7 protein-coding genes and 1 pseudogene are annotated in these 8,698 nt (G+C 70.1%); 3 read left to right on the forward strand and 5 right to left on the reverse strand.

What is annotated here, in order from left to right; genetic code table 11:
* Positions 1-600 (reverse strand): annotated as a pseudogene (locus tag VGS97_RS17335) (hypothetical protein); the annotation flags it as partial.
* A 371-nt stretch (positions 601-971) separates the two neighbouring features.
* On the opposite strand from VGS97_RS17335, the gene VGS97_RS17340 reads away from it, so the two are divergent.
* The gene (locus VGS97_RS17340; RefSeq protein ID WP_326854599.1) at positions 972-2,444 is read left to right on the forward strand and encodes a DUF6421 family protein; all 1,473 of its coding nucleotides are present in this window, start codon (positions 972-974) and stop codon (positions 2,442-2,444) included.
* A gap of 7 nt (positions 2,445-2,451) precedes the next feature.
* Entirely contained in the window at positions 2,452-3,510 is a 1,059-nt protein-coding gene (locus VGS97_RS17345) for a low specificity L-threonine aldolase (protein WP_326854600.1), read from the forward strand.
* Between the two features lie 65 nt (positions 3,511-3,575).
* Here the strand turns inward: VGS97_RS17345 and VGS97_RS17350 are convergent, their stop codons facing one another.
* The 3 genes from VGS97_RS17350 to VGS97_RS17360 form a co-directional block, all read right to left on the reverse strand.
* Positions 3,576-5,900: a heavy metal translocating P-type ATPase gene (locus VGS97_RS17350; protein ID WP_326854601.1), complete on the reverse strand. Its 2,325-nt coding sequence runs from the start codon at positions 5,898-5,900 to the stop codon at positions 3,576-3,578.
* Positions 5,901-5,997: 97 nt separating this feature from the next.
* The gene (locus VGS97_RS17355) at positions 5,998-6,201 is read right to left on the reverse strand and encodes a heavy-metal-associated domain-containing protein (protein ID WP_349262171.1); all 204 of its coding nucleotides are present in this window, start codon (positions 6,199-6,201) and stop codon (positions 5,998-6,000) included.
* 159 nt (positions 6,202-6,360) lie between these two features.
* Complete coding sequence (locus VGS97_RS17360) at positions 6,361-6,663, reverse strand: metal-sensitive transcriptional regulator (protein WP_326854603.1); 303 nt, start codon at positions 6,661-6,663, stop codon at positions 6,361-6,363.
* Between the two features lie 109 nt (positions 6,664-6,772).
* On the opposite strand from VGS97_RS17360, the gene VGS97_RS17365 reads away from it, so the two are divergent.
* Positions 6,773-7,327, forward strand: coding sequence for a histidine phosphatase family protein (locus VGS97_RS17365; protein WP_326854604.1), 555 nt, complete (start codon positions 6,773-6,775; stop codon positions 7,325-7,327).
* Here the strand turns inward: VGS97_RS17365 and VGS97_RS17370 are convergent.
* The gene (locus VGS97_RS17370) at positions 7,324-8,697 is read right to left on the reverse strand and encodes an MFS transporter (protein WP_326854605.1); all 1,374 of its coding nucleotides are present in this window, start codon (positions 8,695-8,697) and stop codon (positions 7,324-7,326) included. The genes VGS97_RS17365 and VGS97_RS17370 overlap by 4 nt on opposite strands.
* Position 8,698: the final 1 nt, after the last annotated feature.

The following is an 8,698-nucleotide window of genomic DNA, read 5'->3' on the forward strand; positions in this document are numbered from 1 at the left end:
GGCGTCGGCCCCGATCAGCGGCTGGTCACCGAAGCACGGGCAGCCGGCGTCGCTGGGGGTTCCGGCGGTTCCGTCATCCGTCGTGGCGAACGTGTAGATGTTCCACGTGCCGGTCGGGTCGGAGGTCGCGGTCACCGCCACATACTGCTGGGCCGTGTTGCCGAAGGCCCCGGTCGCCGGGTCGAGGGCGATCGCGAGGATCGTCATGAACCACCGGCCGGTGTCCGGGTCGTAGTAGCACTTCGGGTCCGACAGGAACGGACCGAACGTGAACGTGCCGTCCGGGTTCGTCACCTGCTCCGGCGCCAGATTGAGGAATTGGTTGTACGGGACCGCCGCAGTGAGCGGGGTGCCGGACGCCGAGTAAACGCGCAGCGCGAGGTTCACGCCCTCCACCACGTCGCCGTGACCGACGCAAAGGCCCTGGTCCGGCGGCGTGACATCGAGCTGCGTCCCCGAGTACGAGCCCGTCCCGGCATTCGTCTGCTGGACGACGTCGATGCCGTTGAATCCGGTGGCTCCACCGGTGCCGCCACTGAGCGGCGTCCCCGCCACGGTGGGCACCTGGGATGCCGCGGTGTGGTGCAGGGTCTTGTTCATCGGCTGGTGCGATGGAACCAACGGTGTGTGTGGTCCACCCCCGCCAGCGGGAAGCCCGGCGAACGAGAACGTGCCGACCATGGTCGCCTGCGTCTGGGTAACCGCTGGGGACGAGGCATGCGCCGGGGCTACGGCGACAGACGCCGATGCTGCGAACAAGGCGACACCGATCGCCGCACGGACGAGATTTGGCCTGATCATCAGGATCCCCCTCCAAAGTCGAGGGTCAATTTAGGCCAGCTCCGAGCCGCTGTAAACCGCCGCCCGGGCCGCTCCACACGACGCGCGCCTTGCGTCAATCTTGCCCTTCGACGAGAATTCTTACGGGATCTAAGCGCAATAGGCGAAGATTTTACTGATGGAGCGGGCTCATGACGCAGATGGGTGTGATCGTCGACCAGCCGGGCCGGCAGCCTGGCGAATCGGGCGCACTGCGGCATCCGGCGTGGCGGCGGCTCGTCACGGCGGTGGAGGAGCTGCGGACGCTTCAGTCGCCGGACGGCTCGATCGACGGCGCGGCGCACGACCTGGCGGACGCGCGGGCGGGCGTCGGGGCACTGATGGACGCGCTCGGATCGCTGGCGCGGCTCTTCCCCCACGACGCGGATTACCACGCCGCGCTGCGCACGGACTTCGAGCGGTGGGCGGACGGCGGGTTCGGCGTGCCGGACTTCCTCGACTCGCTGCTGGCCTTCCGGCCGGAGACACAGCGCTTGGACGGGCTTGAGCACCTCGTCGTGTTCCCGATGTACACGCAGAACGGCAACCCGGACCGCAACATCGAAGCCGTGCTGTTGCGGGTGGTCTGGCCCGACTGGCTGGCCGAGTTGGAACGCACTCGCTACGACAATCCGATGTTCATACCGATCACCTTCTCGGCGTTCACGGCCGGGTACGACACCAACTCCGCCGTACTCTTCCCGGAGACGGTCGCCGTCCGCGAGGTGCCCGTCTACACCTGGGGCGCGATCTTCTGCGACCGCGAGGCGGCCCGCTTCCGCCGGGTAACTGCGGCGGCGGCCGAGACCGTGCGGCTCGCGTTGCCTGACGACGCTGCCGAACTGGTCGCCTCGCAACAGCTCGCGCAGGACGCCTTCGTGCTGTGGGACATGATCCACGATCGGACGCACAGCCACGGCGACCTGCCGTTCGACCCGTTCATGATCAAACAGCGGATGCCCTACTGGCTCTACGCGCTCGAAGAGCTGCGCTGCGACCTGACCAGCTTCCGCGAGGCCGTGCGCCTGGAGGCCGAGGGGCTGGCGCAGGGCTGCGTGATCCAGTACGCGATCCTGTTCGACCGGCTCTTCCGCTTCCCGATCTCCGGGAACCGGGTACGCAACTACGACGGGCTCGGCGGCCAGCTGCTGTTCGCCTACCTGCACAAGAACGACGTGCTGCGCTGGACGGACAACCGGCTGACGATCGACTGGAGCCGGGCCGCCCCCGCGGTGATCGGCCTGTGCGAGCGGGTCGAGAAGCTGTATCGCGACAGCATCGACCGGCCGAAGACCGCGCACTGGATCGCCGCGTACGAGCTGGTCGCCGAGTATGTGACGCCGAATCCCGCGTCCACGTGGGCGCGCGGCCTGCGCGAGCCGTGGCTTGACGTCCTGCCGCTCGACGGGCCGCCGAAGGAACTGGTCAACCGGGTGCTGCCGGACGAATTCCCGCTGAGTATGTTCTACGAGGCCCTGGAGAAGAAGCTGCGCGACGTGATCGCGTCGACCCGGGGCATCACAGCGGAGTCGGACACGCGCGAATCAGGGACGAGCGAGTCAGACACGAGCGAATCGGACACCATGGACCCCGGCCACGGCGGCAAGCAGGACCAGGAGCAGTGAGCACTCGATGACGGTCCAGCGACGACACGACCCGGAGCTGCGGGGTTTCGCCAGCGACAACTACGCCGGCGTACATCCGGAGATCCTCGACGCGATCGCCCTGGCCAACGGCGGCCACCAGATCAGCTACGGCGAGGACGCGTACACCGAGCACCTGCAAGAGGTGTTCCGTGCGCACTTCGGCGCCACGGCCACGGTGTACCCGGTGTTCAACGGCACCGGGGCGAACGTCGTGGGGCTCCAGGCGATGACCGAGCGCTGGGAGTCGGTGATCTGCGCGGAGACTGCGCACATCAACGTCGACGAGTGCGGCGCGCCGGAGAAGGTCGCCGGGCTCAAGCTGCTGACGCTCGCCACGCCGGACGGGAAGCTGACCCCCGAGCTGATCGCGCGGCACGCGTGGGGCTGGGGCGACGAGCACCGCGCGCAGCCGCGGATCGTCTCGGTCGCGCAGACCACCGAGCTCGGCACCTGCTACACCCCGGACGAGCTCGCGGCGATCTGCGAGCTGGCGCACCGGCACGAGATGAAGGTCCACGTCGACGGGTCGCGGATCGCGAACGCGGCGGCGACGCTGGGGCTGCCGCTGCGCGAGTTCACCACGGACGTCGGCGTCGATGTGCTCTCCTTCGGCGGCACGAAGAACGGCATGCTGCTCGGCGAGGCGATCGTGGTGCTCAACCCGGACGCGGTGCGCGGCATGCAGTTCCTGCGCAAGGCGGGCATGCAGCTGGCCTCGAAGATGCGCTTCATCTCGGTCCAGTTCGAGGCGCTGCTCGGCGGGGACCTGTGGCTGCGCAACGCGACGCACGCGAACGCGATGGCGCGGCGGCTGGCGGACACGGTGCGTGGGCTGCCCGGTTTGCGGATCACCCAGGCGGTGGAGTCGAACGCGGTCTTCGCGGTCCTGCCGAAAGACGTGACGGAGCGTCTACAGAAGCGTTTCCGCTTCTACTCATGGAACGAGCACACCGGCGAAGTGCGGTGGATGGCCTCCTTCGACACGACGGAGTACGACATCGACACGTTCGCGGCGGCTCTCGCCGAGGAACTGCGCGACAGCTGAGCACGGCGCAACCGAGCACGACGTAACCGAGCGCTGCGTAACCAAGCACTGCGCAGCAGGGCAGCTCAGGCGAAGCGGCGCAGGCGCAGGCTGTTGGAGAGCACGAAGACGGACGAGAACGCCATCGCCCCGCCGGCGATCACCGGGTTGAGCAGACCCGCGGCTGCCAACGGGATCGCCGCGACGTTGTAGGCGAACGCCCAGAACAGGTTGCCCTTGATGGTGGCCAGCGTGCGGCGCGAGAGCCGGACCGCGTCGGGTACCGAACGGGGGTCGCCGCTCACCAGGGTCAGATCCGCCGCCTCGATCGCCGCGTCCGCCCCGGTGCCCATCGCCAGGCCGAGATCGGCCTGTGCCAGAGCGGCCGAGTCGTTGATTCCGTCGCCGACCATCGCGACCACGCGGCCCTCCGATTGCAGACGCCTGACATGCTCGGCCTTCTGCGCCGGCAGCACCTGCGCGATGACCTCGTCGATGCCGACCTGCGCGGCGATCCGGCGGGCGACCTCGGCGTTGTCCCCGGTCAGCAGCATCGGGGTCAGGCCGAGCGCGCGCAGCCGGGCGACCGCCTCGGCGGAGCCGGGCTTGACGACGTCTGCGATGACCAGCACGCCGCGCGCCTTCCCGTCCCAGGCCACCGCGATGGCCGTGGATCCCCCGGCCTCGGCGGCGGCGAGTTCGTCGCGCAGGTCGCCGGGGAGGTCGAGACCGCGCTTCGCGAGCAGCGCGGGGCGGCCGACGATGACGGCGTGCTCGTCGACGACGCCCTCGACGCCGAGTCCATCCGTATTCGAGAACTGACGGACGCCTGGCAGCGCGCCGTGACGTTCGAGCGCGCCCCGGGCGACGGCCCGGGCGATCGGGTGCTCGGACGCCGATTCGAGGGCGCCGGAGAGCCGGAGGATTTCGCCCTCGGCCTCGCCGGCTGCGGGAATCGTCCGGATCAGCGTCATCGCGCCGGTCGTCACGGTGCCGGTCTTGTCCAGCACGATCGTGTCGACGCGGCGGGTGGATTCCAGCACCTGCGGACCCTTGATCAGGATGCCGAGCTGCGCGCCGCGGCCGGTGCCGACCAGCAGCGCCGTCGGCGTGGCCAGGCCCAGCGCGCACGGGCAGGCGATGATCAGGACCGCGACGGCGGCGGTGAAGGCGCGCGCCGTGCCCGCGCCGGCCAGCAGCCAGCCGGCCAGCGTGACCAGGGAGAGCACGATGACCACGGGCACGAAGACCGCCGACACCCGGTCGGCCAGCCGCTGGACGGCTGCCTTGCCGGTCTGCGCCTCGACGACGAGCCGCGCGATCTGTGCCAGTTGCGTCTCGGCGCCGATCCTGGTCGCCCGCACCACGATGTGGCCGCCCGCGTTCACGGTCGCGCCGGTCACCGGGTCGCCGGGGCCGGCCTCGACCGGAACGGACTCGCCGGTGAGCAGGCTGGCGTCGATCGCGCAGGAGCCCTCGACGACGACGCCGTCGGTGGCGACCTTCTCGCCGGGCCGTACGACGAACAGGTCGCCGACGGCCAGCCGGCCGATCGGGACGCGGGTTTCGACGCCGTCGCGCAGGACGGCCACGTTCTTGGCGCCGAGGTGCAGCAGGGCTCGCAGCGCCGCGCCGGAGCGACGCTTGGCGCGGGCCTCGTAGTAGCGGCCCGCGAGGATGAAGACGACCACCGCCGATGCGGCCTCAAGGTAGATCTGATCGCTGCCCGAGCCGCTGCTGATCAGCTCGAACGGCATCCGCATCCCGGGCGTGCCCGCGTCGCCGAAGAACAGCGCGTAGAGCGACCAGGTGAAGGCGGCCACCGTGCCGAGGGAGATCAGCGTGTCCATCGTCGCCGTGCGGTGGCGCAGGTTGATCAGCGTGGCGCGGTGGAACGGCCAGCCTCCCCAGACGACCACCGGCGCGGCGAGGGTCAGCGAGAGCCACTGCCAGTTGCGCAATTGCAGCGGCGGAATCATCGACATCAGCAGGACCGGGAGCGCGAGCGCCGCGGATATGGTCAGCCGCCGCAGCAGGGACGCCGCGGCATCCGTGGCGGCGTCGTCCTCGGCGGTGGCGGCGTCGGAGCCGCCGGCACTCGACTGCGTGGCGTCGTCGGCGATCTCGGGCACGACGAGCACGGGCACGGTGGCCGAGTATCCGGCGGCCTCGACGACGGCTACGAGGTCCTGCGCGGTGAGCGTGTCCGGGTACTGTACGCTGGCCTGCTCGGTGGCGTAGTTCACCGTGGCGGTGACCCCGTCGAGCTTGTTGAGCTTGCGCTCGATCCGCGCCGCGCAGGACGCGCACGTCATCCCGCCGATGGCGAGTTCGATCCGCGGACCGGCGGCGAGCCGAGTGGCGTCGGGAAGGGGCACATCGAGCGCAGGGGCGTCAAGGCCGGGGTTCATCAGTTCACGCTCACACGTAGTTGAAATTCGCACTGTGATTCAGACAAACGCCGTGTTCAAACAAACGCCGCGCTCAAACGATCACCGTCCGTGGCAGTCAGGAGACGAGCTGGTAGCCGGCCTCGTCGATGGCAGCGCGCATGTCGTCGATGCTGAGCTGCTGCGTGCTGGTCACGGTGACCCGGCCGCCGTCCACGTCCACGTCGACCGCGGTGACGCCGTCGATCGTGCTGACCTCCTCGGTCACCGAGTGGGCGCAGTGCGAGCAGTGCATGCCGGTCACGGCGTACGTCGAGACGATGCCGGTTCCGGGGGCGGCAGCCGCGGGCTTCTCGGCGGCGGGGCCGGTGCCGATCTTGATGTCCTGAGTACCCACGTCAGGTCCTTTCACGGTCTGTGCAGACGGTGTCGAAGTGAACAGAGTCGAAAGCAGGCGGTCTCGAAGGAGGCGATCACGCGGTTACGAGCGCACCAGCCGGGCGATGGCGTCGGCGGCTTCCTTCACCTTCGCGTCGGCGGTGTCCCCGCCCTCGGCCACCGCGTCGGCGACGCAGTGCGCGAGATGCTCCTCAAGCAGGCCGATCGCCACCGATTGCAGCGCCTTCGTCGCCGCGGAGACCTGGGTAAGGATGTCGATGCAGTAGGTGTCCTCGTCGACCATCCGCTGAAGGCCGCGGATCTGGCCTTCTATCCGGCGCAGCCGCTTGAGGTAGTCATCCTTGTGCGCGCTGTACCCGTAACTTCGGTGGGCGCCGTGTTCCATGACAGCGACTATACCCCCCGCAGGTATGCCTGCATACCCTGGCAGGGTATGCCCGATGAATCATGACGCTCAACATGCGTGGCTTAACTCGCTCTGCCAAGCTGGATCGGTGACCGAACCCGTCGCATCCAGGCATTTGATCGTTTTTCGGCACGCGAAGGCGGCATGGCCCGACGTCGAGGACCGGCAGCGCCCGCTCGCCGAGCGCGGGAGGCGCGACGCCCCGGCGGCCGGGCGCTGGCTGCGGGAAGCGCAACGGCGTCCCGACGCCCTCCGGATCGACCGCGTGGTGTGCTCACCCGCTCGGCGTACCCGCGAGACCTGGGAACTGGCCGCCGCCGAACTCGACGACCCGCCGCAGCCGGTCTACGACGGCCGTGTCTACGCCGCGACGACCTCCACGCTGCTCACGGTCCTGCACGAGACTCCGGCGCACGTGCGCTGCCTGGTACTCGTCGGCCACAACCCCGGAATACAGAACCTGACGCTCAGCCTCGCGCGCGGAGACTCCGGTGACCCACTCGGCCGCGTGCGGGAGAAGTACCCGACATCGGGCATCGCGCTTTTCGCCGTGGACAGCGCTTGGGTGGAGCTGACGCCCGGTCACGTGCTGCTCACCGAGTTCGCGATCCCGCGCGGTGACGGCTCGGAGTCGGGCGACTAGGGCTTGTGCGCTGCGGCGGTCACCGCGAGTACTGCGACGCCGACCGCAGCCAGCAGCGCCGCGGCCAGCACGGTCGAATGCGTGGCCTGATGCAGGCCGAGCGTGACGAGGGCCACGCCGAGCGCCGTGCCGAGAGCGCGGGCCATGTTGACCAGGCCGCCGCCGGTACCCTCCGCGCCGGGCGGGATCGCCGCCATGATCAGCGCGTTGTTCGCGGGGGCGAAGAGGCCGAGGCCCACGCCGAGCAGAGCGAGCGGCGGCACGAGGAATGGCGCGTGCGAGTACTCGGGCAGCAAGGCCGCGAGCGCGCACAACGCGACGACCGAGCCGGTCAGCGCTCTGCGACGGTCGGTCCAGGCGCGGGGCAGCACCCGGTCGGCGGCCAGCGCGGCGAGGGCGAAGCCCGCCGGCAGCGCGGTGAGCACGAGACCAGCGGCGTCCAGCGCGGTCCCGTGCCGGGTCAGTTCCGCGGGCACCAGCACCAGCGGCCCGAACAAGGTGAGGTAACCGCCGAGCGCGCCGAGCAGACCGAGGACCGTTCCTCGGGTGCGTAGCAGCGCCGGATCGATCAGCGGACCGGCCGTACGCACGAGACGACGCGCGAGTCCGAAGCCGGCCAGTGCGGCGACGGCGAACAGCGCGACGACCGTGGCGTCGGACAGTTCGAGGCCTGACGCGGCGGAGATGGCGAGCAGCAGCGCCGTGCTCGACACGCCGAGCAGCAGCAGGCCGGGCCAATCGAAGCGGCGCACCGGCGTGCGGATCCGGGTGCGCGGTAGGAAGTAGTGGCCGGCGACCATGCCCAGCGCGCCGACCGGCACGTTGAGCAGGAACACCCAGCGCCAGCCGAGCCCGACGACGATGATCCCGCCGAGCGTCGGCCCGAGCGCGAGGCCGACGGCCTGGGCTCCCGCCTGGACGCCGAGCGCGGCGCGCAGCCGTGCGCGCGGCGCGCTCGTGGCCACCAGGGCCACGCTGTTCGCCTGCATCAGCGCCGCGCCGACGGCCTGCACCGCGCGAAAGCCGATCAGCGCGGCGAGGCTCGGCGCCAGTCCGCAGGCCGCCGAGGCGAGGGTGAAAACCAGGAATCCGTACAGATAGTGCAGCTTGCGGCCGTGCGCGTCGGACAGCCGCCCGGCCGGGACGAGCAGGGCTATCAGCGTGAGCAGGTATCCGAGGGACACCCACTCGACCGCCGCGCCGGAGGCGTGGAACCGCGATCCGAGCACCGGATACGTGAGCACCACGATCGACGCGTCCAACTGGCCCATGAACGCACCAAGACAGACCGCGCCGATCGCCAGCCACCAGCCGAACCGCCAGTCGCGCACGCTCGCCGGACGCGGCCGTTCGGCCAGTAACAAGGTCATG

The organism is Actinocrinis sp. (genome assembly GCF_035946395.1).
GTDB lineage: Bacteria > Actinomycetota > Actinomycetes > Streptomycetales > Catenulisporaceae > Actinocrinis.